Source organism: Aestuariivirga sp. (assembly GCF_044239095.1).
In the GTDB taxonomy this organism is placed as follows: Bacteria; Pseudomonadota; Alphaproteobacteria; order Rhizobiales; family Aestuariivirgaceae; genus Aestuariivirga.
Genome location: NZ_JBIICB010000046.1, coordinates 1 through 20,739 on the forward strand (window position 1 = coordinate 1; position 20,739 = coordinate 20,739).

20 protein-coding genes are annotated in these 20,739 nt (G+C 64.8%); 10 read left to right on the top strand and 10 right to left on the bottom strand.

The features are described from left to right. Together ACILRA_RS06485 and folK are read right to left on the bottom strand one after the other, a co-directional pair. The coding region (locus tag ACILRA_RS06485; RefSeq protein ID WP_395661281.1) for a L,D-transpeptidase at positions 1–606 on the bottom strand (606 nt) is incomplete at its 3' end. A gap of 63 nt (positions 607–669) precedes the next feature. Beyond that, a complete protein-coding gene (gene folK / locus ACILRA_RS06490) occupies positions 670–1,158 on the bottom strand; it encodes a 2-amino-4-hydroxy-6-hydroxymethyldihydropteridine diphosphokinase (RefSeq protein ID WP_395661282.1) in 489 nt (162 codons plus the stop codon). A 66-nt stretch (positions 1,159–1,224) separates the two neighbouring features. On the opposite strand from folK, the gene ACILRA_RS06495 reads away from it, so the two are divergent. Together ACILRA_RS06495 and ACILRA_RS06500 are read left to right on the top strand one after the other, a co-directional pair. Further along, positions 1,225–1,821, top strand: a complete 597-nt coding sequence (locus tag ACILRA_RS06495; RefSeq protein ID WP_395661283.1) for an NYN domain-containing protein — start codon at positions 1,225–1,227, stop codon at positions 1,819–1,821. Further along, positions 1,808–2,464, top strand: coding sequence for a uracil-DNA glycosylase (locus ACILRA_RS06500; RefSeq protein WP_395661284.1), 657 nt, complete (start codon positions 1,808–1,810; stop codon positions 2,462–2,464). Before ACILRA_RS06495 ends, ACILRA_RS06500 begins: the two co-directional genes overlap by 14 nt. A gap of 202 nt (positions 2,465–2,666) precedes the next feature. On the opposite strand, the gene ACILRA_RS06505 is transcribed toward ACILRA_RS06500, so the two are convergent. The 3 genes from ACILRA_RS06505 to dapA are packed head-to-tail and all read right to left on the bottom strand — an operon-like array spanning position 2,667 to position 4,564. Beyond that, on the bottom strand, positions 2,667–3,167 hold the full coding sequence (locus ACILRA_RS06505; protein ID WP_395661285.1) for a peroxiredoxin: 501 nt from the start codon (positions 3,165–3,167) through the stop codon (positions 2,667–2,669). A gap of 4 nt (positions 3,168–3,171) precedes the next feature. Then, a complete protein-coding gene (gene smpB / locus ACILRA_RS06510) occupies positions 3,172–3,669 on the bottom strand; it encodes an SsrA-binding protein SmpB (RefSeq protein ID WP_395661286.1) in 498 nt (165 codons plus the stop codon). 1 nt (position 3,670) lies between these two features. Then, positions 3,671–4,564, bottom strand: a complete 894-nt coding sequence (gene dapA / locus ACILRA_RS06515; RefSeq protein WP_395661287.1) for a 4-hydroxy-tetrahydrodipicolinate synthase — start codon at positions 4,562–4,564, stop codon at positions 3,671–3,673. 183 nt (positions 4,565–4,747) lie between these two features. Between dapA and ACILRA_RS06520 the strand changes: the two genes are divergently transcribed. Next, entirely contained in the window at positions 4,748–6,901 is a 2,154-nt protein-coding gene (locus ACILRA_RS06520; RefSeq protein WP_395661288.1) for a transglycosylase SLT domain-containing protein, read from the top strand. A gap of 10 nt (positions 6,902–6,911) precedes the next feature. After that, positions 6,912–7,829 carry an alpha/beta fold hydrolase gene (locus tag ACILRA_RS06525; protein WP_395661289.1) on the top strand — a complete coding sequence of 306 codons (918 nt, stop codon included), beginning with the start codon at positions 6,912–6,914 and terminating at the stop codon, positions 7,827–7,829. A gap of 39 nt (positions 7,830–7,868) precedes the next feature. Here ACILRA_RS06525 and ACILRA_RS06530 read toward each other — a convergent pair whose 3' ends face one another. Next, entirely contained in the window at positions 7,869–8,117 is a 249-nt protein-coding gene (locus ACILRA_RS06530; RefSeq protein WP_395661290.1) for a hypothetical protein, read from the bottom strand. 434 nt (positions 8,118–8,551) lie between these two features. Here ACILRA_RS06530 and ACILRA_RS06535 point away from each other — a divergent pair, with 434 nt between their 5' ends. From ACILRA_RS06535 to ACILRA_RS06545, 3 genes are all read left to right on the top strand, one after another. Next, positions 8,552–10,060 carry a hypothetical protein gene (locus ACILRA_RS06535; protein WP_395661291.1) on the top strand — a complete coding sequence of 503 codons (1,509 nt, stop codon included), beginning with the start codon at positions 8,552–8,554 and terminating at the stop codon, positions 10,058–10,060. A 403-nt stretch (positions 10,061–10,463) separates the two neighbouring features. Continuing rightward, on the top strand, positions 10,464–11,810 hold the full coding sequence (locus ACILRA_RS06540) for a hypothetical protein (RefSeq protein WP_395661292.1): 1,347 nt from the start codon (positions 10,464–10,466) through the stop codon (positions 11,808–11,810). Between the two features lie 151 nt (positions 11,811–11,961). Then, positions 11,962–12,810, top strand: coding sequence for a S1C family serine protease (locus tag ACILRA_RS06545; RefSeq protein ID WP_395661293.1), 849 nt, complete (start codon positions 11,962–11,964; stop codon positions 12,808–12,810). Between the two features lie 33 nt (positions 12,811–12,843). Here the strand turns inward: ACILRA_RS06545 and ACILRA_RS06550 are convergent, their stop codons facing one another. Then, positions 12,844–14,424 (bottom strand): tetratricopeptide repeat-containing sulfotransferase family protein, encoded by a 1,581-nt coding sequence (locus ACILRA_RS06550; protein ID WP_395661294.1) that lies wholly within the window; start codon positions 14,422–14,424, stop codon positions 12,844–12,846. After that, the gene (locus ACILRA_RS06555; protein ID WP_395661295.1) at positions 14,421–15,392 is read right to left on the bottom strand and encodes a quinone oxidoreductase family protein; all 972 of its coding nucleotides are present in this window, start codon (positions 15,390–15,392) and stop codon (positions 14,421–14,423) included. Before ACILRA_RS06555 ends, ACILRA_RS06550 begins: the two co-directional genes overlap by 4 nt. A 66-nt stretch (positions 15,393–15,458) precedes the next feature. Between ACILRA_RS06555 and ACILRA_RS06560 the strand changes: the two genes are divergently transcribed. Next, a complete protein-coding gene (locus tag ACILRA_RS06560) occupies positions 15,459–16,628 on the top strand; it encodes an aminotransferase (protein WP_395661296.1) in 1,170 nt (389 codons plus the stop codon). 4 nt (positions 16,629–16,632) lie between these two features. On the opposite strand, the gene ACILRA_RS06565 is transcribed toward ACILRA_RS06560, so the two are convergent. Together ACILRA_RS06565 and ACILRA_RS06570 are read right to left on the bottom strand one after the other, a co-directional pair. Continuing rightward, the gene (locus ACILRA_RS06565) at positions 16,633–17,277 is read right to left on the bottom strand and encodes a Crp/Fnr family transcriptional regulator (RefSeq protein WP_395661297.1); all 645 of its coding nucleotides are present in this window, start codon (positions 17,275–17,277) and stop codon (positions 16,633–16,635) included. Between the two features lie 116 nt (positions 17,278–17,393). After that, on the bottom strand, positions 17,394–18,413 hold the full coding sequence (locus tag ACILRA_RS06570) for a DUF2279 domain-containing protein (RefSeq protein ID WP_395661300.1): 1,020 nt from the start codon (positions 18,411–18,413) through the stop codon (positions 17,394–17,396). A 219-nt stretch (positions 18,414–18,632) separates the two neighbouring features. On the opposite strand from ACILRA_RS06570, the gene ACILRA_RS06575 reads away from it, so the two are divergent. Next, positions 18,633–18,992 carry a PilZ domain-containing protein gene (locus ACILRA_RS06575; RefSeq protein ID WP_395661298.1) on the top strand — a complete coding sequence of 120 codons (360 nt, stop codon included), beginning with the start codon at positions 18,633–18,635 and terminating at the stop codon, positions 18,990–18,992. 54 nt (positions 18,993–19,046) lie between these two features. Continuing rightward, positions 19,047–20,739 (top strand): methyl-accepting chemotaxis protein (locus ACILRA_RS06580; RefSeq protein WP_395661299.1); only part of this gene is annotated, 1,693 nt, incomplete at its 3' end.

The window sequence follows — 20,739 nt, forward strand, 5'->3', positions numbered from 1 at the left end:
CACGGTGGCGCCCAGCGCCACGCGGTCATAGAGGTCGATCACCTCGGCATTGAACATGCGGATGCAGCCGGAGGACACGGCCTGGCCGATGCTCCACGGCTCCGTCGTGCCATGGATGCGGAAGGCGGTCTCGCCAATGTAGAGGGCACGCGCGCCCAGCGGGTTGCCGGGCCCGCCCGGCACGAAGGCGGGAAGGTTGTGGCCCTTTCGCCGCTCGCGCGCGATCATCTCCGGCGGCGGGCGCCAGTCGGGCCACTCGGCCTTGCGGCTGATCGCGTCCGTGCCGCTCCAGGTGAAGCCGTCGCGGCCAACACCCACATGATATTCAATGGCCTTGCCGTCAGGCAGGATGAAATAGAGCCGGCGGGCGCTGGTCCTGACGAGGACCGATCCTTCCGCGAGCGGCGAAGGAAAATCGATCACGCGGGCGCGCAGCTGCTCCGGCACGGGGCCCGGCACACGTTGCGCTGCCGTAATGTCAGGGCTGCTGCCTTCCATGCCGCCGAAGATCTGGAAGGTTCCGGGCGTGAATGCCTCCGCCCCTGCGCCGGGCGCAGCAAGCACAAGGACGGCAAGCGGCAGCGCCGCCCTCAAGATGTCTGCCATCGCGGTCGAACCTGACGTTTATTCTACCTCAGCGGGAATAACCTGCCCCGGCTTAAGCGTGGCTTAAAGCAGGCCGCCCTCGCCCGACGGGTCGAGCCTGCGCAGCATCTGACACGCCGTGCGGCGGGTGAGCGGGTGGCGCCAGTGCGGGGCGATCTCGGCCAGGGGCGCCAGCACGAAAATCCGCTCCGCGATGCCGGGGTGAGGCAGCACCGGCCGCGCCGGTGGTCTGCGCACCAGCCCGTGGTAGTCGAGCAGATCGAGGTCCAGCGTGCGCGGGCCCCAGCGCAGGGTGCGGCGCCGGCCAGCCATCCGCTCGATGAGGTGCAGGCGATCAAGCAGGGCTTCCGGCCGGAGCACCGTTTCGACCTCTGCCACGGCGTTGACGAAGGCCGGCTGCCCGGTGACGCCAAAGGGCGCAGAGAACACGGGCCGCGAGGCGCGCCGCAGCCGAAGTCCGCCGCCATCGAGGCGGCCCAAGGCCTTGCGCACCGTCTCGCCGGGTGTTCCCCAGGGGCCGGTTTGGTTGGAGCCGAGCGCGATCAGGATCATTTTGTCTTGAGCAGGTCAGGGGGGATGTCTAAATCCATGGCATACACGAGCAGGAGTTTTTCAAACATGCATTTTTACCAGGATGAGCGCGTCGCGCTCTTTATCGACGGTTCCAACCTCTACGCCACCGCCAAGACGCTGGGTTTCGACATCGACTACAAGCGGCTGCTCGGCTACTTCCGCAAGCGCTCGCGGTTGATCCGCGCCATCTACTACACAGCCCTGCTGGAGGATGCCGAGTATTCGCCGATCAAGCCGCTGATCGACTGGCTCGACTACAACGGCTATCGCGTCGTCACCAAGCCCGCCAAGGAATTCACCGATGCCATGGGACGGCGCAAGGTGAAGGGCAACATGGACATCGAGCTCGCGGTCGACGTGATGCAGCTGGCCGACCAGCTGGACCACATCGTGCTGTTCTCGGGCGATGGCGACTTCCGCTCGCTGGTGGCTGCCGTCCAGGCCAAGGGCCGCCGGGTGACGGTCATCTCCACCCTGACGACGCGGCCCGCGATGATCGCCGACGACCTGCGCCGCCAGACCGACCAGTTCATCGACCTGAGCGACCTGCGCGACGAGATCGGCCGCGACCCCTCTGAACGGCGCGAGCGCGCCCCCGCCCCTGCCCCGCGCGAGAGCTTCGAGGACTTTGCCGATATCTGAGAAGCAGCCAGCCTCCGAGCCGGGCCGGGACTGCCCGCTCTGCCCGCGGCTTGTGGCCTATCGCCACGCGCAGCGGGCACTGCACCCCGAATGGTTCAACGCGCCGGTGCCCGTGTTCGGCACCCATGACGCGCGGCTGCTGATCGTGGGTCTGGCGCCCGGTGTTGCGGGCGCCAACCGCACCGGCCGCCCCTTCACGGGCGATTTCGCAGGTGAGCTTCTCTACAGCACGCTGCTGGAGTTCGGATTCGCGGAAGGCATGTTCCGGGCCGATCCGGAGGATGGGATCAAGCTCAACGGCACAATGATCGCCAATGCCGTGCGGTGCGTTCCACCACAGAACAAGCCGCTGCCGGTTGAGATCAAGACGTGCAACGGGTTCCTCCGTGCACAGATTGATTCACTTCCAGAACTCTGCGCCATCGTGGCTTTGGGCCGCATCGCGCATGACGGCGTACTGAGTGCGCTCAACGTGCGGAAGTCGCTCTATCCCTTTGCGCATGGGGCGGAGCATGAGATCGGGTCCTTGCGGCTCTTCGACAGCTATCACTGCTCGCGTTACAACACGAACACGGGCGTGCTGACGCCTGAGATGTTCAGGCAGGTGTTCGGGCGCGTGCGGGAGTATCTGGACTCGCGGTGAGAGGCCCTCATCCGCCCTTCGGGCACCTTCTCCCATCGCGTTGCGACGGGAGAAGGGAACGCTGGCAGATGTTTACCCCCTTCTCCCGCCCCGAAGGGATGGGAGAAGGGAATGCTGGCAGATGTTTATCCCCTTCTCCCGTCCGCAGGATGGGAGAAGGTGGCCGACAGGCCGGATGAGGGCTCTGTCCGCGTGGCAGGACCTATGACAGCGCCGCCAGCACCTGCGCTGCATCCTTCTCTGGTTCGGGGATGGGAAACCGCACAGCGGAGATGATGCCATCCTGCAGGATGAAGGTGAGCCGCTGCAGATAAAGCGCGCCGCCGGTCTCGAACATCGGCAACCCGAGCGCGGATTGCAGGGCGCGGCTCTCATCCGAGAGGAGCCGGTAGGTGAGCTTGTTGCGTTCGACGAAGTCGCGCTGCCATTCGCTGGACAGCATGCTGAGGCCGAAGAGCTTGACCCCCAGGCGGCGGAAGTGGCCGTAGGCTTCCGAATAGGCCAGCGCCTGCGGGGTGGAGCCATGGGCGCCCGGAATATGATCCCAGTTCGGCGGATTGGGATGGCCGGGCCTACCCGTAAATGGATAGCAGAAGACCACGGCCGCCCCCGGATTGCGCGCGAGATTGACGGGGCTTCCCGATGTCGCCTCAAGGTCCGCATCGGGCATCCGCCGCCCGGCGAGGTGCTGCATGAACACCATGGCGTCAGCCCTTGTCCCTCAAGAGCCTGGCGCGCTCACGGTCCCATGAGCGCTCCTTGATGGTCTCGCGCTTGTCGTGCAGCTTCTTGCCGCGTGCGAGTGCGATGTCCAGCTTGCAGCGGCCGCGCGTGTTGAAAAACATCTTGAGCGGAATGATGGTGAGGTGCTCTTTCAGCACGCCCGCGGACAGCTTGTTGATCTCGCTCTTGTGCAGGAGAAGCTTGCGCGGCCGCTTCGGCTCATGGTTGAAGCGGTTGGCCTCGCGGTATTCAGGGATGTTGGAGTTGATGAGCCAGAGCTCGCCCCCCTTCATCGTGGCATAGGCCTCGGCAAGATTGGTGTGGCCGGTGCGCAGCGACTTCACCTCAGAGCCCTGCAGCTCGATTCCCGCCTCGAATGTCTGGAGAATCTCGTAGTCATACCGGGCGCGCCGGTTGTCCGAGATGACCTTGATGCCTTCTTCCTTGCGCGACGCCTTTGCGCCGCCGCTCTTTGAACTCATCTCAGTTCAGGAGCCCGGCATGGATCATCGCCTCGCGCACCGCCTTCTTGGTCGAATCGACCACCGGCACCATGGGCAGGCGGGCCTCCGGCTCGCACAGGCCCAGAAGGCTCGCGGCATATTTCACGGGGCCGGGGCTCGTCTCCACGAACATGGCGTGATGGAGCGGCATCAGCCGGTCCTGCAGCGCAAGCGCCGTGGCGTAATCACCGCGCAGTGTCGCCTCCTGGAACTCCGAGCACAGCCTGGGCGCCACATTTGCGGTGACCGAGATGCAGCCCACCCCGCCATGGGCGTTGAAGCCGAGCGCCGTGCCATCCTCGCCCGACAGCTGGATGAAGTCCTTGCCCGATGCCAGACGCTGGCGCGAGGGCCTGGTCAGGTCAGCGGAGGCATCCTTCGTGCCGATGATGTTCTTGCAGTCATGTGAGAGGCGGGCCAGCGTCTCAACCGAAATGTTGGCCACCGTGCGCCCCGGCACATTGTAGACGATGACCGGAATGTCGACGGCATCGGCGATCGCCCTGAAATGGGCATAGAGGCCGTCCTGCGTGGGCTTGTTGTAATAGGGAACGACCACGAGTGCTGCATCCGCACCAGCATCCCGGGCGTGGATGGTGTATTCGATCGCCTCCATGGTGCTGTTGGAGCCGGTGCCTGCGATCACCGGCACGCGCTCGCGCGCCTCCGCGATGCAGATCTCGATCACGCGCTTGTGTTCTTCCGGGGTCAGCGTCGGGCTTTCGCCCGTGGTGCCGACGGGAACCAGCCCATGCGAGCCCTGCTCGATCTGCCAGTTGACGAATGCCCGGAACGCCTGCTCGTCCACCTTGCCATTCTTCATGGGTGTGATGAGAGCGGGAAAAGAACCTCTGAACTGCACGCTAGACTGCACGGGGGGCTACTCCGGTAAGGACTTGGAAACCATGGGGAACCTAAATTCGCAGATGCGATATCCCCGCGACCTGCAAATGCGAGTGTATCATAGACGTTCGCCGCATGAGCGGCAAGCGGCGTCCGGGGCCGGAAACCGAAGCCATCTATTAGGCGTAATTGCACACTAGCGGCGGATCAACACGTGTCCGAGATTGGGAAGTCCATGCGTTTCAACCGGTTTCTGCGTATCAGCCTGCTGGCTCTCGCCGCCGCCACCCTGACGGCGGCACCTGCTCCCGTGGTGCACATTCCCGCCGCATGGGCTGACGCCAAGCCCTCAGCACAGGCGGTGGAGGCGGCCAAGCTGGCGCTCAAGGGCGATTTCGTCAGCGCGGGCCAGGCGGCCGAACGCTCGGGCGATGCCGCCGCCATCAAGCTCGTGGAACTCATCTATCTGCGCGACCGCCCCAACGATGCGGGCTACCAGCGCATCATGGCCTTCCTCGACATTGCGCCCAACTGGCCGCTGACCGAGGCGCTGCTGAAGCGGGCCGAACGCTCCCTCTATGTCAATGAGGAGCCGGCGGACCTGATCCTCAGCCATTTCGCCAAGCGCAAGCCGACAACGCCCCAGGGCTCGCTTGCGCTGGTGCGCGCGCTTCAGGCCACCGGCGATGGCGACGGCGCGCGCGCCCAGCTGCGCAAGGTGTGGACCGACCCCGAGATTACCGCGGAGCTGGAAAAGGCCATCGTCTCCGAATTCGGCAAGATGCTGACCGCGGACGACCACCAGCGCCGCATGTGGCGCCTCGTCTATGCGCAGGAAACCAATGCGGCGATCCGCGCCGCCAAGCGCCTTCCCTCCGAATACCAGAAAGCCGCCGCGGTGGCCCAGAAGCTGATCCGCATCGAGGCGGGCGCCGACAAGCAGTACAGGGCCCTGCCCTCCGCCATGCGCCAGGCGCTGGCCATGCGCTATGCGCTGGCACGCTACCACCGCAGCAAGGGGCAGTTCGACAAGGCGCGCGCCATCCTGCTCGAGGTGCCGGGCGAGGCCGCCAAGATGGGCGACGCCGAGGCCTGGTGGGTTGAGCGCCGCATCATCGCGCGCCGCTCGATCGGCATCGAAGACAAGTCGGCGGCGCGCAAGGCTGCCTACCGGATCTCGCGCGCCCATGGTTTCACCACGGGGCCGGAGGCGGAGGAAGGCGAATTCCTCGCGGGCTGGATCGCGCTGCGCGACCTCAAGGACCCGGACACCGCGCTGGGGCACTTCACCCGGCTTGGCGAGATCGCGAAGTCGCGCACGGAGAAGGCCCGCGCGGGCTACTGGATGGGCCGCAGCCTGGAGGCCATGGGCCGCAAGGGTGACGCCAAGGCGGCCTACAAGCAGGCTTCCAGCTATTCCACCGTCTATTACGGCCAGTTGGCGCGTGAGAAGGTGGGCCTCGGCAAGGTGCCCGAGGAGATCGACAGCGGCAAGGCTTCCGGCGCCGCTCAGGCCAAGGCCGAAAAGGACGAGGTTGTGCGCGCCTTCCGGATCATGACCAAGGCCGGAAAGCCGGGCGACCTGCACATGTTCCTGTGGTCCTTCGCCAACCGTTTCGAGACCACCGACGAGATGAACGCCGTGGCCGAGATCGTGTGGGACGCGGGCGGCGCGCCGATGGCGGTGAGGCTGGCCAAGGCTTCTGCCGCGCGCAACATCGACATCGACGCATGGGGCTATCCCATCCGCGCGCTGCCGGACTGGAAGCAGATCGGCAAGCCGGTGGAAAAGCCCCTTGTGTTCGCGCTGGCCCGCCAGGAAAGCGAGTTCAACCCCAATGCCGGCTCGAAGGTGGGCGCCCAGGGGCTGATGCAGATCATGCCCGGCACGGCCAAGCTCATCGCCAAGCAGCACGGCATCAAGCACAACCCGAACCGCCTGCTTGATCCGGAATACAATGTGAAGCTGGGGGCCGCGCATCTGGGCGATCTCATCGACGACCATGGCGGATCCTATGTGCTGACGCTGGTCTCCTATAATGCGGGCCCGCGCCGCTCGCGGGAGTGGATCGCGGATTATGGCGACTTCCGCACCGGCGAGATCGATCCCATCGACTGGGTCGAATCGATCCCCTTCCAGGAGACGCGCCAGTATGTGCAGAAGGTGCTGCAGAACCTGCACGTCTACCGCTCGCGGCTTGCGCCGAAGACGGTGCGGCCGATGACGGCGGACCTCGCACGGGGCTCACGCGCGGCGGACCTCAGCGTTGCCTCCACCACCTCCCCGCCGCAAGAGGCGGAGGCCGGAGCGGAAAAGACCACCTGCTCCAAGCTGTCGATCACCGACCTCATCACCGGCTGCGACTGAGGCCCATCGCATGACCAGCTTCCGCGAGCACATGGTCACCGCCGCCGACGGCACGCGCCTTTATGCGCGCGAATATGGCGCGGCCGGCGGCCTCACCCCCGCCGTCTGCCTGCCGGGGCTGACCCGGAACGCCAGGGACTTCGAGACCATCGCGCCGTGGCTTGCCGCCTCGCGGCGGGTGGTGGCGCTGGACTTCCGCGGCCGCGGCAACAGCGGCCGGGCCGATCCCGCAACCTACCGCCCCGACCAGGAGGTGGCGGATACGCTGGCCGTGCTCGACCAACTCGGCGTGGAACGCTTCGCCATCATCGGCACCTCACGCGGGGGGATCGCGGCCATGGTCATGGCGGCCCGCGCCCTGCCCCGCATGGCGGGCGTGCTGTTCAACGACATTGGCCCGCGCATCGAGGCGGAGGGGCTGCTGCGCATCAGGGGCTATCTCGGTGCTGACCCGCAATTCGCGGGCTGGGACGAGGCGGTGGCCGCACTCAAGTCCGTCAACCCCGGCTTTCCCGGCCTTGCCGAAGCGGACTGGCTGGCCTTCGCGCGCCGCGTCTACCGCGAGGTGGAGGGCAAGCCGCGCGCCGACTATGACCCGGCGCTGGCCGTCAATTTCCCCTCCGCGGATGACATCACCGCCGGAAAGGTGCCGGAACTCTGGCCGCTGTTCGACATGCTGGCGGCCCTCCCCTGCCTGGTGCTGCGCGGCGCCCATTCCGACCTGCTGAGCGATCAGACGGTGGCCGAAATGCAGGCCCGCCACCCGCGCCTTGCCGCCGCCACCATCGCCCGGCGCGGGCACGTGCCCTTCCTCGACGAGGCGGACAGCCGCGCCGCCATCACTGGCTGGCTGGCGGCGGTCGATTCCGCCACCGCCACGCCAGCGCCCCCAGCAGGCAGCCCAGCAGGAACAGCCCCAGCAGCGTGAGGCCGAGCACGGCCAGATACTGGCTCATGGCATCGCCACTCATGTTTCAGGCGGCGGCTGGTAATACGGGCGGTCGATGGCGGTATGCCAGCCCACCCACACACCAATCCCCAGCGTGACGGCAAGCCAGAACCAGTGATGCCATAGCAGCAGGGCGAAGCCGTCCATGCTGAAGCCAGCGCCGGCATCACGCCCGGCCGCCGGCCCCTGTACCACCAGCGCCGCAACCAGCGGCAGGATCGCCAGGGGCGAATGGAGCAGCCAGCGGGCAGGCCTGAGCGGGGGCATGGGTGCGATTCTCCGGTTTCAAACCGGAGTATCCGGCAACTCAAGGCATGAGTCGAGCCGGTGGGACAGGGCTTCCGGAGCCCTCTGCAAAAACGGCGATTCGCCTGATTTCTCCATCCGACACCCCGGAAGGCCGCAACAGTGGTCTGGCGGGGTGTTTTTTGTGCACAAAACTAGCAATCGTTTGCGGTTTTGAAAACCATAATGCTTTGAAGTAAATGCAGATTATTTCGGAATTTCCTGCACGCAAAAACTGTGTCCTTTGTGTAACAGCTGACCTAAAATCCCGCCTGAAGAACATCTTGGAAGTTGATATTTTCTCCGTTTGAAGTGACAACCTTCACGTGCTCGATGATCTCGCGCATTACCTTCCAGCGCCGTTTGCAGGGGATGGGGGGGCTCATGAAACTCCAAGAGACTTGGGAGAACACCGAATGAAGATGATCAAGATGGCGCTTCTGGGTGGTGCGGCGATGGCCGTGACTGCCGCCAGCGCCAAGGCCGACGATCTCGAAGCCCTCAAGGCCCAGATCGACTCGCTCAACACCCGCATCGCCGCCATGGAAGCCGCCCCGTCGGTTCCCACCGGCTACCAGCTGATCGCCGTCTCCGAGGGTGAGCTGCAGCAGACCCCGGGCCTGAGCATGTCCAACCGTGAACTGGCCGCTTATGGCAACAAGTCTACGGTCATCAGCGTCCTTCCGACGGCTGACGCCCCCGCTGGCACCACCATCACCTGGTCCGGCTATGCCCGCGCCGGTCTGGTTTACGAGAATGTCAGCACCGACGCCAGCGTCGACAGCTATGACTGGGACCAGCAGAATGAAGAATGGGTCTTTGATGCAAACGACTCGGGCAGCGGCAGCAATGACGATGACGATATCGACGTAAAGGCCCGCGGCCAGATCCGCGTCAAGGCCTCGACCGATACGGCAGTTGGCGAAGTGGGCGTGGACATCCGTATGCGCGCCAACTTCAACGGCAACGGCTCCGGTGACGTCTACAGCGACGTGGCCTGGGGCTATTGGGCCATGACCCCCGAACTGACCTTCGGTGGTGGCTATGCCGGCTCGCTCGGCAACATCGGCTATGGCTATGACGGCGCGTGCAACTGCTACTACACGGACAACGCCGACCTCGGGTTCAATCCCAACGACGTGACCCAGATGCGCCTGTCCTACGGTTCGGGACCCGTGTCCTTCGCTGTCGCATTGGAAGATGCCTCGTTGCGCGCTGGCGGGGATAACTTCGGCGCCAACGACGTTATCAATGGCGATGAGCTGGGTGCCGCTGGTGAAATGAAGTACTCCGGCGACATTTTCTCGGGCGAGATTTCAGGCGTGTGGCGTGGGGTCAACGGCGATGAGTATAGCTCTGTCGAGATAACAAGAGCGGACGACTCGAAGGCCGATTTCGACATCCTGGATAGCGAACTCGATGCGATGTGGCAGGTTGGCGTTGGCCTCGGCTTTGCCCTCGGCGACATGGCGAATCTCTCGCTTGCTGCCGCAATGGGTGAAGGCCCGCTGACACAGTCGACTGACGGCAACATCACGGCTGCCGTGCCTTATAACCAGTCCTGGTGGGGTGTTTCAGCCCTGGCGAGCTTCAACCTCAGCGATGAATTCCACGCTGAAGTCGCCGCTGGCTACAAGAAGCGTGATGGCGACGATGTCACGTTGGAAAATGCCGATGCTGATGTCGACGAGGGCTATTTGCTGACGGATGCCGAGTACGACACCTACGGTGTTCTCGGTGGCATTTACTACTCGCCGGTTGACCAGCTGACGATCGGTGTTGAAGCTGAATGGTACACAACGTCGACGTCTTACTCGGTCTACGGCGACGAGAACTTTGAAGACGACGTTTGGGACACGGTTGAAGATGTGGAGGTCGACCAGGACACCTTCTCTATCGACCTCGTGTCGGTCTGGCGCTTCTAATCTGACCCCACGACGACTGGAGACGGCCCGCCATGTGCGGGCCGTTTTCGTTTTGGGGTGGTCGAATCGCGGGCTCGTCAGGCGGGCTGGGCGATGCCCTGGCGGTGGCTGGGGGGTGGGCGGGTGTGGCAGGATCACGGCTTGCCTGAGAGCGCGAAACCATGCTCAATCGCCTATCCCCCTGTATTTACACACTGTTTACCGCCCGATCCGGCGGCTGGCGACTGTGGCAAAAGGGTTACAGGCGGCGAAATTCGATTTTTGGGCTCATGCAATCGATTGATGTTTGCAGCAAATGCGGGGAGAACTGCTCTGTGCCCGATCGGCATGGCCTTCCAGCAACCGTTTGCAGGGGATGGGGGGGGAACTCTACTCAAACTCCAAGAGACTTGGGAGAACATAAATGAACTCGATGAAGATGGCCCTTCTGGCTGGTGCGGCTATCGCCGTGACCGCCGCTGGCGCACAGGCAGACGATCTCGAGGCGCTCAAGGCCCAGATCGAAACCCTCAATGCACGCGTCGCTGCGATGGAAACTGCTCCGGCAGTTCCGGCCGGCTACCAGCTGATCGCCGTTTCCGAAGGCGACATGCAGGCCACTCCGGGCCTCGGCTTCAGCGCCAAGGAACTGGCTGCTTACGGCAGCAAGTCCACCATCATCAGCGTCCTGCCGACGGCTGATGCCCCGGCTGGCACCACGATCTCTTGGTCTGGCTATGCCCGCGCTGGTCTGGTTTACAAGGATTCCAGCAGCGAAGTCACCGTCACCAACGAAGGCGGTTATGAGAACTCGGAAGACAGCGATAGCGTCGACAATTCCGACATCGACGTGCGGGCTCGCGGCCAGCTTCGCGTGAAGGCATCGACCGATACGGCTGTTGGTGAAGTCGGCGTGGACATCCGTCTGCGCGGCAACTTCAACGGCAACGGCGATGCAAACGTCTACTCTGACGTGGCCTGGGGCTATTGGGCGATGACGCCGGAACTGACCTTCGGCGGCGGCTATGGCGGCTCGCTGGGCAACATCGGCTATGGCTATGACGGCGCTTGCAACTGCTACTACACGGACAATGCCGACCTCGGCTTCAATCCCGGCGACACGACGCAGATGCGTCTTTCTTACGCCTCCGGTCCGATGTCCATGGCCGTGGCGCTGGAAGATGCTTCGATTGGTGGCGACGAGATCAACGGTGACCAGCTTGGCGTTGCTGGTGAGTTGAAGTACTCCGGCGATGCCGTGAACGGCGAGATCTCGGCTGTTTATCACAGCTGGGATGAGGAAGGCGTATTCGAGGAGCTCGATTCGGATTGGCAGGTTGGCGCCGGCATCGGCTTCAACCTCGGCGACATGGCCAGCCTCTCTCTCGCAGCAGCGATGGGCAAGGGCCCCTTCACCATCGAGGAAGAAGGGCAGATCATTGATGGCTGGGCGGTCAACCAGAGCTGGTGGGGCGTGTCAGGCTTGGTCTCCTTCGGCCTGACCGATGCAGTTCACGCCGAAGTTGCTGCAGGCTACAAGGAGCGTGATTTCGACGTTCCGAGCGGCTACTCGCTTGATTACGAGACCTACGGCATGCTCGCTGGTATCTACTACTCTCCGGTTGACCAGCTCACCATCGGCGTCGAGGGCGAGTGGTACACCTCTGATACGCACTACACTGAGGACACCTCCGACCCGGATGATCTTGGTGAGGTCGAAATCGAAGACGATAACATGTCTGTCGACCTCGTCACCGTCTGGCGCTTCTAAGATCGCTTGACTGCAAACGATTGAGGGACGGCCCGCTTCGGCGGGCCGTTTCTTTTTGGGCATGTGGCGCTGCGCGGCGGGCCGCCGCTTTGTTTTGGACAAATTCCGCCCTCACAATGACGCGCAACCCCGCAGGTGCTATTGTCCGGACATGACTCTCCGTTCCCTCCATCTGGCAGCCCTCTGCCTTGCCGCATCGATTCTCGCTGGCTGTGCCGCGTCCACCGACGTCGAGAGCCGTGATTTTCTCGTCGAGCAGAATTCCTCGCTGGCGCCGGTCCGCTCGATTGCTGACGAGCGCATCACCAAGCTCGTCAACCAGACGAGCGCTGCCTATGTGACCCTCGTCGTCTCCGATTCCGAAAAGACCCGTGATGCTACCTCCGCACGCGCCGCTGACCGGCGCGGCAAGCCAGCCACCTCCGGCAGCGGCTTCGTGGTGGATGGTTCCGGCTATGTGGTGACGGCGGCGCATGTGGCGCTCGAGAAGGGCAACTCGGTTTCCGCCCGCGCCGCCAACGGGCGCGTCTATTCGGGAACCGTGGTGGATGTGGTGCCCTCCAACGACATCGCCCTCATCCGGCTGCGCGGCTATTCGGGGATCACGGTGAACCCGGCGCGCAACGCCTGCCTCGCCACCGGCAACTTCATCTATTCACTGGGCCGCCCGCATGACCAGGGCAACACCGTGCGCGTCGGCTCCGTGCGGTCCACGAGCTTCGGCCGTCCGGTGTCCTATGGCAAGTTCGGCTACCCGGACGCCATCGTGCTGGAACTGGGCACCGAGAAAGGCGAATCGGGCGGGCCGCTGTTCAACGAGCAGGGCGAATTCGTGGGCATGGTGGTGAGTTCGGTGCGCGATGGCTCCAACCGCTCCCTCAACATGGCCCATGCCATCCCCGCACCCGCCATCGCCCGCGTCATCTGCCGCAACGTTGAATGCTCCGAAGACTGGCGCCGGCTTGCGGCAACGCCCGAGTCGGGTTGCAAGTCGCTGTAACAGGCGCTGCTACGCTGCGCGCGTGGCGGCTGATCAGGATGATGCCGCAGCGGCTTCGATGATGGGGCGCAACCACGCGGCGTAAGGCTTCCAGCGTCCCACAGAGCCGCCATGAATGGCGGACTTGACCTGCAGACGGCTGAAGGTTCTGACGGTGGATGCATTCGTACCCGGCGACAGGCAGGCCTCCTGCCAGGGGAGGCCGAGGAAGGCGAGCATTTCCGCGATCACCGTACGCGGCTCCGTCACCAGCCGCTCATAGGAGAGTTCGAAGATGCGGCCCGGCAACGCCGCGCTCCAGTGCTGCATGAGGCGGCGGTGGTGGCGGTGGTAAAGGGCGAAATCCCCCGGATCATAGCTGTAGGAATGGGCCTCGTTCATTTCCGTCTGGATGGCGGAGATGAATGTGTCCGCCGGGTGGCGGGTGCAGTCGATGAAGCGGGCATCCGGGAAAAGGCTCGCTATTTCGGGCACATAGAGGAAGTTGTTCGGCATCTTGTCCACCGAACGTGGCTTTGGCAGCACGAGATGCGCCGCCGACGTCAGATAGGCGGAGGCCAGCGACTTAACCTTCTCCGGCCCCTGTTCGGCAAGCCCGCGCTCCATCTCCGCCAGCGGGTGGACGCCTTTCATCTGCGCGGCGATCCACGTCATGGTCTCGATTTCGCCAGCATTTCCGATGGCGTCATGGGCGGCAAGGATCTCGGAGACGAGCGTCGTGCCGGAGCGCGGCAGGCCGATGACGAAGACGGGGGCCGGACCCGGCGTGGCGTAGCGCGCGGCAAGCCTTGCGATCGCCTCCGCCGGGAAGGCGGCGATGCGCTCATCCACCATGCGGCCCAGCCCGGCACCTTGCGGTGGAGCACCGAGAAGCTTCTTGGCGTCAATCCAGCCGCGGAAGGCCTGCTCATGGCGGCCGCTTTGCGCCAGAAGGCTGGCCCTGCGCAGCATCAGGTCGCTTCTGGCAATCGGGGCAAGGCCGGGGCGCGCCAGCTCCTGCTCGATCAGGCCGAAGACCTCCGATCCGGCATCGGGCTTGCCGATCTGGGAGAGCAGCACGACGTAGCGGCTGCGAAACGGCGTGGCTGGAAGCATCGCCCGGATCTCCCGCTCCGCCTCGCCGCTGCGGCCAAGGGAGAGCAGGCATTCAACCTTGTCGAGATGGATGCGGGGCCGGCCGGCCGCCTGGGCCGCCGCAAGGGCCGCATCAAAGGCCACCAGCGCCTCACCGCCGCGGCCCGTGGCGAGGAGGAAGGAGCCATGCTTCCAGTTCACGCGGGGGTTGGTGGGTGCGATGGCGCGCGCGCGCTCATATTGCGGCTCCGCCTCCACCACGCGGCCCATGACGAGCAGGCACTGGCCGAGGTCCAGCCGGTATTCAGCATTGGTCTTGTCTGTGTCCACAGCACGGCGGAGGTGCTCCTCAGCCAGTTCCGGACGACCCGAGAGCAACAGCACAAGACCCATCCTGTGGCTCGACTCAGCCCGGCGCGGATATGCGGTGTGTAACTGGCGTGCCGTCGATTGGGCCGCGACAAGATCTCCCCTGGCCAGGAAGCGGTCAATGAGCCCCAGCTTCTCCTTCAGGTTCGGCTTTGGCGGCGGAGCACTCACGGAATGAGGATGGTGGTGCCGGTGGTCTTGCGGCTTTCGAGGTCGCGGTGGGCCTGGACGGCGTCTGCCAGCGCATAGCGCTGGTTGACCGGGATCCTGACCTTGCCGCTGGCGACCATGGCAACCAGATCTTCGGCGGTTTCCTTCAGGTCCTCATCGGAGGCGGTGTAGGTCATCAGCGTCGGGCGCGTCACGTAGAGGGAGCCCTTCGCGGCGAGAAGGCCGAGGTCCAGCGCCTTCACCGGGCCCGACGCATTGCCGAAGCTGACGAGCAGCCCACGCGGGCTGAGGCAGTCAAGCGAGGTCATGAGCGTTGCCTGGCCGACACCGTCATAAACGACGGGAACACCCTTACCGCCGGTGATCTCCCTCACCCGCGCCACCGTGTCTTCGGTTGAGGAATTGATGACGTGGTCGCAGCCATGGGCACGTGCAATCGCCATCTTCTCATCCGAGCCCACCGTGCCGATGACGGTGACGCCCAGCGCCTTCGCCCACTGGCTGAGGATGAGGCCGACGCCGCCTGCCGCCGCGTGGAGCAGGATCATCTCACCCGGCTGCACCTTGTAGGTGGCGCAGAGCAGGTAGCGCACCGTCATGCCCTTCAGCATCATGCCCGCCGCCGTCTCGTCCGAAATGGAGGCGGGCAGCTTCGTCAAGCGGTTGGCGGGCATGTTGCGCATGCCAGCATAGGCGCCAAGCGCACCAACGCCATAGGCAATGCGGTCACCCAGCGCGAGGCTCGTCACCCCCTCGCCCAGCTCCTCCACCACGCCTGCCGCCTCGAGGCCCAGCCCTGAGGGCAGCGGCACGGGATAAAGGCCTGAGCGGTGATAGGTGTCGATGTAATTGAGGCCGACCGCCGTCTGACGCACGCGCACCTGGCCGGGGCCGGGTTTTCCGGGCTCGGCATCGACGAGCTTCATCACCTCGGGGCCGCCGGTCTCGTTGATACGGATCGCTTTCATGCTTGCACCTCTTCGCGGCGCCCGGCATGTTCCGGCACCGCCCGTTCCAACCGTTGGTGCCCCATCATGACATATGCCGTCAATCCCGCCATCCACAGGATCGAGGCGCCCCCCATCATGGAAGCGCAGGGCTGGCTGCGCAAGGGCATGCGCAACCGCAAGATCCTGTTGCTGTCGCAGGCGGTGCCGAGCTGGTCATGCGCGGCCGAACTCGACAGCGAGGTGGCCAGGCTCGCGCATGAGCCGGGCATCAGCCTCTATACCGACATCTTCGGCCTGCCGGAGCTGCGCGCCGAGATCGCCGGGCATCTTTCGGCAGATTACGGCGGCAGCGTCGCGGCGCACAATGTCTGCGTCACCGCGGGCTGCAACCAGGCCTTTTCCGCCGCCATGATGGCGATCGCCGGGGCGGGCGGCAATGTCATCGTGCCGGTTCCCTATTTCTTCAACCACACCATGTGGCTCGGCATGCTGGGGATCGAGGCGCGCTTCATTCCGGCTGTGGCGCCGGGGGCGACCCACCCGCGCCCGGAGGATGCGGAACGGCTCATCGACGAGAAGACCCGCGCCATCGTGCTGTGCTCGCCCAACAACCCGACGGGCGCCATCTACCCGCCGGAGGTGATCGCCGGGTTCTTCGCGCTGGCGCGCGCGCGCGGCATCGCGCTGGTGATGGACGAGACCTACAAGGATTTCCGCGGCGGCCCTGCCCCCGCGCATGGCATCTTCGCCGAGCCCGGCTGGGAGGATACCTTCATCCACCTCTACAGCTTCTCCAAAGCCTATGCGATGACGGGTTACCGGATCGGTTCCATCACCGCCTCGACGTCAGTGCTGGCCGAGATCGAGAAGATCCTCGATTGCCTGGCGATCTGCCCCACGCACATCTCGCAGCGCGCCGCCCTGTTCGCGCTCACGTCACTCCAGGACTGGAAGACGGAGAAGATCGCCACGATGCACGACAGGCTGACGGCGCTGCGCCATGCCTTCGCAAGGCCGGGGCTGCGTTATGAGCTGATCAGCTCCGGCGCGCTCTTCGCCTATGTGAAACATCCCTTCGCGGAGGAGACGGCCAAGCAGGTAGCGGTGCGGCTGGCCGGTGAGCATGACCTGCTGTGCCTGCCGGGATCCATGTTCGGGCCGGGCCAGGAGAGTTACCTGCGCATCGCCTTCGCCAATGCCGAGGCCTCCGACATGGAGACGCTGGCCGACCGCCTGATCGAGAGCCAGGGCTGAGCCTTCATATCTCCGCGAGGTCAGTCAGTGCCTGCGGCCGGGCGATGAGGTAGAAGCGGCCTTCGCGGCCAAGGATGCCGTCGCGCAGGAGCTCATTGATGGCGCGGCTGGCGTTCTCACGCGCAACACCCGCCATGCCCGCGATGTCGGACTGGGTGATCTTGTTGGCGATCAGCACTTGGCCGCCGGGGCGCTCCACCCCGAGGCCCTGCCCCAGCGTGGCGAAGGCGCGGGCCACGCGGCCGGCAACTGGCACGCTGCCCTGCGCCACGACCAAGTCATTCGCCTCCCTCAGGCGGCGCGCGAGGATCTGCAGCGCCTCCCGGTAGACCAGCGGATCGGCATCCGCCAGGCGGAAGAAGGCGCCAGCGGGCAGGTACAGCAGGCGGCAAGCTTTCAAGGCGGAGATGGTGGCAGAGCGCGGCTGCCCGTCGATCAGCGAGAGTTCCCCGATGAGCGAGCCTGGGCCCAGCACGGCCAAAAGCCGCTCCTGACCGTCACGCGCGATGACGGAGGCCTTCACCACGCCGCTGCGCAGCAGGTAGCAGCCCTCGCCCGGATCGCCCGCGTGGAACAGCACGTCTCTCACCTTGAGATCGAGCCGCCGGGCGGCGGACAACAGCGCACGGCGCACCGGCCAGGCTACCACTTGGCCTGCCCTGCGCCGTCTGGCACCCGGTGAGGATGGTCTCTGACGGCTGTCCCGCAACATCCGATCTGCTCCTTGGCGCGCAGCATAGCACGGCGGTGACCGCCTGTGGACCCTCAGCGCGAGGCGGTGGGCACGTAGGTGTAGGGTACCTGGAGATATTCGAGCGCGCGGCTGGCTGCGAGGCCCGGCGTCGTCTCGCGCACCTCGGGGGCCTGGTTCAGCAATTCGTTGAGGTTCAGGCCGATCGCCACATAGGGCTCCCGGCGCTGCTCGACGCCGGCTTCGCGCTCGGCATCGGTATAGCCCTGGGTGAAATAGCCCGCCTGGAGCTCGAAGAACCTCAAGGGAGACTCCTCCAGTTCCTCGAAGCCCGCGAGCTTGAGGGCCAGCACATATTTCTGCCCGGCGTAATCGGTGACGGGTGCAAGATCGGAGTATTCCGAGGGCAGGTATTCGAGGCGGAAATCGAGTTTCGCCGCCACTTCCGGCACGGTGTTGCGCAGGATGGAGAAGCCGACGCCGACCCCGTTGGCGATGAAGTCCTCATAGGAGAAGCCGTGGCCGCCAGAGAAGCCGTCGAAGAACTCGATGTAGGTCTGGACGCCGAAGCCCAATATGGCGCCGCTGATGATGGCGCCGTTGGGATCGCCCACCTCATGCGCGATGCGCTGGGAGAAATATTCGGTCAGCAAGTAGCCAGTATAGGCATGGCCGAGCTTGTCCATGCCGCCATACTTGGTGTCCGTGCCGAACCAGCCCTCGCTTTCGAAAGTGAAGCCGGAAGAGCCCCACTCCCAGTTCTGGATGCCGAAATAGGTAACACCGCCATAGACGGCGGCGATGTCCCACATGATCGACCGGGCGTGGCCGAAGAACATGCTGGCGTCGTAATCGGAATAGCCGGAGACGTCGAGCTTCTCGAGATTGTAGTGCACCTCGTCGGCGAAGTTGCTGACTGCAGACGCGGGCACGACCCTGATGGTTTCCCGGCGCTCAAGGTCGCGAAGCTGGTCCCGCGTGATCCGCGCTTCGCCCGGCATGAGCTCTGCGGCGGCCATGGCTTCCACCGAAAAGGCTGGCGTGAGTCCCTCTGCCGCCAGCACCGCCCCCGGCGCTGCCGCTATCAGGCCCATCAAGATGATTGCCCCGGCCCTGCTCATGGGTGATTGTTACAATAAACCACCCCCGCCTCCAAGGACATTCAGCCCACCCCGCCGTTTGAACAACCCGCAGAGGTTGCAGAGGCAGAAAGGTCACGCAAAGGTCGTATCGCCCGCCACATCGCGCTGGCCTCAAGCTTGGCGCAACGTTGCCCGCCTAGCGTCAGGGAGAGACAAAAGCGGGGTCGTCGGATGAGCATGGGTCTGTTGGGCGAGGGGCGGTTCAGCGCCGTGCAGCCTTTCGATCACCGCCGCCGCGACCGGCGCGGATGCGACATCGGCGCGGCCATCATCATCAGCCACGGCGAGCTGCGTGCGCGCATCTTCAACATCTCGGCAGGAGGCATCGGCTTCACCATCGACCCGATGCTCGGACTGAAGCCCGGCGAACGGATCCTCATGCGGCAGGAGATGCTGGGAGAAGTCCGCTGCGTCATTCGCTGGTCGATCCACCCGCGCTACGGCGCGGCCTTCGACCCCGATGACCGGACGCCGCCGGGCGCACGCAACCTCTACGACTCGCTTGGCCCGGAGACCGATCAATCCGGCTGATACGAACCGTTCAACCCCAAACCGCAACCCACATGAAGACACGGCGGAACGCACATGAAGAAAAGTCTATTCACCATCCAGCGGCTGATGATCACCTTCGGACTGGTCATCATAGGGCTCCTGACCTTCCTCGGGCTCCAGACCTATTCCTCGATCAGCGACATCCGGATCGGCAGCCCGAACTACACGCGCATCGTCGAGGGCAAGGATCTCATTGCCGACATCCTGCCGCCGCCGCTGTACCCGGCCGAGCCGTTCGCCTACATGCATGTGCTCAGGGACTCGCCCGAGCTCATCGGGCAGCTCAGCCCCCGTCTCGACGTGCTTGAGGCGGATTTCAAGAAGAGGCTTGCCTACTGGAAGGAAAACATTGCCGCGGTCGAGATCATGACCACGGAGGAATGGAACGCCTTCGGCGCCGAGGTGGAGCGCCGGAACAGCGAGTTCTGGTCGGACTTCCGCGACGGGATACTGCCCGCCATCCAGCGCGGCGACCAGGTGGCGGTCGATGCGCTCACCAACCGTATGAGCAAGGCCTTCATCGATTTCGGTGTCTATATGTCGGACAAGGCCGCCACGATCGGCGAGGCAGCGGCCACCATCCAGAAGGATAGCATCGCGAAGTCCGACTCCGACATCAACATGGTGAGCATCTTCAACGCGGTGATCGCCATTGTCGTCACGCTCCTGCTGTTTGCCGCGCACCAGTTCGTCGTCAAGGCGATCACCAACATCTCGGGCGTCATGGGGCGGCTCGCCTCCGGCAAACTCGAGGAAGAGGTACCCTATGCCTCCCGTGGCGACGAGGTGGGCGAGATGGCCCGCGCACTCGCCGTCTTCAAGGATCAGGCGGTGCAGAACCGGCGTAACGACGATAACTCGAAGCACATCATCACCGTGCTCGGACAGGGCCTTGAGAACCTGGCGAAGGGCAATCTCACCCACCGCATCGACCAGCCCTTCCCCGACGCGCTGGACAGGCTGCGCCAGTACTTCAACACCGCCGCCGACAGCCTGGCGGAAACCATCAACACGGTGAAGCGCGGGTCCTTCGGCATCAAGTCCGGCACGGAGGAGATTGCCCAGGCCTCCGACAACCTCTCGCGCCGCACGGAGAACCAGGCGGCCAACCTCGAGGAGACGGCGGCCGCCGTGGCCGAGATCACCTCCACCGTCAAGAAGACGGCGGAAGGCGCACAGCATGCGCGCAACATGGTGACCGCCGCCAAGGAGGACGCCGACAAGTCCGGCGTCGTGGTGAAGCGCGCGGTGGAGGCGATGCAGGGGATCGAGAAATCCTCGCAGGAGATCACGCAGATCATCGGCGTCATCGACGAGATCGCCTTCCAGACCAACCTGCTCGCCCTCAATGCCGGCGTCGAGGCGGCACGCGCTGGCGAGGCGGGCCGTGGCTTCGCGGTGGTGGCATCCGAAGTGCGGGCACTCGCCCAGCGCTCGGCGGAAGCCGCCAAGGAGATCAAGGGCATTCTCTCCACCTCGCGCGATCAGGTGCAGGAGGGTGTGCAGCTCGTCGCCGAGACTGGCACCTCGCTGCGCCAGATCATCGACCGGGTGAACGACATCAATGGCATCGTCACCGAGATCGCCCGCAGCGCGGAGCAGCAGGCGACGGGTCTGCAGGAGGTCAACACCGCCGTCGACCAGATGGACCAGGTGACCCAGCAGAACGCCGCCATGGTGGAAGAGGCTACCGCCGCCACCCGCACGCTGACGCAACAGTCAACCG

What these genes read in the sequence shown, in the direction of transcription:
- ACILRA_RS06535 (WP_395661291.1), top strand. Translation starts at nt 8,552, where the DNA reads ATGAAGATGATCAAGATGGCGCTTCTGGGTGGTGCGGCGATGGCCGTG.
- ACILRA_RS06540 (WP_395661292.1), top strand. Translation starts at nt 10,464, where the DNA reads ATGAACTCGATGAAGATGGCCCTTCTGGCTGGTGCGGCTATCGCCGTG.
- ACILRA_RS06555 (WP_395661295.1), bottom strand. Translation starts at nt 15,392, where the DNA reads ATGAAAGCGATCCGTATCAACGAGACCGGCGGCCCCGAGGTGATGAAG.
- ACILRA_RS06545 (WP_395661293.1), top strand. Translation starts at nt 11,962, where the DNA reads ATGACTCTCCGTTCCCTCCATCTGGCAGCCCTCTGCCTTGCCGCATCG.
- ACILRA_RS06525 (WP_395661289.1), top strand. Translation starts at nt 6,912, where the DNA reads ATGACCAGCTTCCGCGAGCACATGGTCACCGCCGCCGACGGCACGCGC.
- ACILRA_RS06575 (WP_395661298.1), top strand. Translation starts at nt 18,633, where the DNA reads ATGAGCATGGGTCTGTTGGGCGAGGGGCGGTTCAGCGCCGTGCAGCCT.
- ACILRA_RS06570 (WP_395661300.1), bottom strand. Translation starts at nt 18,413, where the DNA reads ATGGGCCTGATAGCGGCAGCGCCGGGGGCGGTGCTGGCGGCAGAGGGA.
- smpB (WP_395661286.1), bottom strand. Translation starts at nt 3,669, where the DNA reads ATGAGTTCAAAGAGCGGCGGCGCAAAGGCGTCGCGCAAGGAAGAAGGC.
- ACILRA_RS06530 (WP_395661290.1), bottom strand. Translation starts at nt 8,117, where the DNA reads ATGCCCCCGCTCAGGCCTGCCCGCTGGCTGCTCCATTCGCCCCTGGCG.
- ACILRA_RS06505 (WP_395661285.1), bottom strand. Translation starts at nt 3,167, where the DNA reads ATGGTGTTCATGCAGCACCTCGCCGGGCGGCGGATGCCCGATGCGGAC.
- ACILRA_RS06560 (WP_395661296.1), top strand. Translation starts at nt 15,459, where the DNA reads ATGACATATGCCGTCAATCCCGCCATCCACAGGATCGAGGCGCCCCCC.
- folK (WP_395661282.1), bottom strand. Translation starts at nt 1,158, where the DNA reads ATGATCCTGATCGCGCTCGGCTCCAACCAAACCGGCCCCTGGGGAACA.
- ACILRA_RS06495 (WP_395661283.1), top strand. Translation starts at nt 1,225, where the DNA reads ATGCATTTTTACCAGGATGAGCGCGTCGCGCTCTTTATCGACGGTTCC.